This window comes from Fictibacillus sp. NRS-1165 (assembly GCF_050468105.1).
In the GTDB taxonomy this organism is placed as follows: domain Bacteria; phylum Bacillota; class Bacilli; order Bacillales; family Fictibacillaceae; genus Fictibacillus_C; species Fictibacillus_C terrinigri.
Map to the genome: position 1 here is coordinate 1 of NZ_JBDPNU010000165.1, position 1,920 is coordinate 1,920.

At 36.2% G+C, this 1,920-nt stretch carries 2 protein-coding genes; one reads left to right on the top strand and one right to left on the bottom strand.

Annotation, left to right across the window (positions count from 1 at the left end; translation table 11 throughout):
- Positions 1–728 precede the first annotated feature (728 nt).
- On the top strand, positions 729–1,067 hold the full coding sequence (locus ABHN01_RS25560) for an STAS domain-containing protein (RefSeq protein ID WP_429877878.1): 339 nt from the start codon (positions 729–731) through the stop codon (positions 1,065–1,067).
- 256 nt (positions 1,068–1,323) lie between these two features.
- Here the strand turns inward: ABHN01_RS25560 and ABHN01_RS25565 are convergent.
- On the bottom strand, positions 1,324–1,920 hold a 597-nt coding region (locus ABHN01_RS25565), incomplete at its 5' end, for a spermine/spermidine synthase (protein ID WP_429877879.1).

Consider the following 1,920-nt stretch of genomic DNA (forward strand, 5'->3'; position numbering starts at 1 on the left):
CGTTACATCTTCATGAGTGCCTTCAATTTTGTAAAATCCCTAGTGGTGCAGATCTAGGAACACATCCACACGACCAAATATTGAATTCGGTAGTTGCCCGCTTTTTTGTACGGTATTTTAGGATTAGACCAAGATTGTCAAAACTAGTACTTTTACGACAAATTAACCCAGTACCTATAAATAAATTATTATGAAATAATAAAATCATCCCAAGTACAGACTGCATTTAAGATCTTCTTAAGGAAAAGGTGAAAATGATTTGTTCGTGCTTGAGGTACTGGCTATCTTTGCAAAACTTGTCAGAGCAGCTTATTTATATTAAGAACGGGTTTGTGTAAACATACCCAACTTTATAAAATGGTCTCGTTCTTCTTAACAATTCGAGGGTATTTTTGTACTAATTGTGATTTGAAGAACACCATTGATCCCCTTCTTTCTTTTTGATTCCAAGTTCTTTTCACTTTCATAACTAACAAGTACGTCCACTTTGTTGAACTTTAGGAGGATCATCCTGTTAACCATTAAATAGGGGATTAGAATAGTATGTATTTTTTATATCTGTTTTATCGATCATGGAGAATTGCTGATGTGAATGTCTATAAAAAAGATTAAAGTCATTAAGTTATAACAAAAGCCAATTCATCGTCCCTACATATAACCTACGCTAATACACTATATAAAGTTAAGGATGAATTTTCTGGCCAATTCTACTCTTGGGGGGAAAACAAATGAATCTTAAAATTAAACATGAACAATTAAACGATTCACATTATTTAGTATTGAATGGAGAAATTGATGTCTATACTGCACCAAAGTTAAAAGAAGTACTTATACCACTATCAGAAGAAAAAAGGAAAGACATTATTATCGATCTTCAACAAATTGACTTCATGGACAACACGGGGTTGGGTATTTTCATTAAAGTTCTTAAGTCCTTGAAAAAGAACGACAGTACGCTAAAGCTAAGAGGGGTGACGGATCGTGTCCACCGATTATTTGACGTATCCGGTCTTACAGAAGTGATGGACATAGGGAAGAAAACGGAATTCTTCCCCCAAAAGGTATAATTTATTATCCCATTCTACCTTATAAACGTCCTTCTTTATATTACATATAGAATATACGACAGCAAAACGCGTAGGGTATACTAAGACGGTTCGGTCTTTTCGGAAAGACGATATACTCTCTTGATTCAAACATAAAATTATGGAGGGATACGTTTGATCCGTTCGCATCCTCTTTAATTTTTTCCTTTTGTGGAATCACAAAGACTATAAGTTCCTTTCTGGCTCTGTTGAGGAATTCACTTGGAAATAGTCTGTTTTATCTTTGGTCAACTTTCACTGGATTTATTGGGAGCGACGCTATATAAACATAATCCGCATCGTGACCTTCCTGAGGTACAGCTAATTCTATTACTTTATGAAAGGTATGCCTTAGTCGTACGACGAATTCCGGCGATGGAGAAGCACTCCAAAAAGTAATAACACCATTTGAAGCCAATAAGTCTGACAATGCAACAAGACTGTCCTTCTGATATAACCTAGCATTGGCTTCGGTCACTGTCCAATCAGGCCCATTGTCAATATCTAAACAAATAACTTCAAATTGACCCTCTCTCCGGTGAATCCATTCGAGGAGATCAGCGTGAACTACTTCTGTTCGATAATCCTCTAAGCTGTTATTTGAAAAGGGCGCAAGATAGGATTGATTCCATTCGATAACTTTATCAACTATCTCGATAACCTTTACTTGACTTACACGTCGATCATTTAATGCCTCTGCCAACGAAAATCCAACACCTAATCCTCCAATAAGAACACGTTCCGGAGTTAATGCTACATCCAGCGCCGCCTTTACTAGTAATCTTTCGGACACATCATTGTATGTTGCCATTAAAAACGTTCCATTACTTATGAT

Bases quoted from the DNA above. Each gene is read 5' to 3' on its own strand.
- ABHN01_RS25560 (WP_429877878.1), top strand. From the start codon at position 729: ATGAATCTTAAAATTAAACATGAACAATTAAACGATTCACATTATTTA.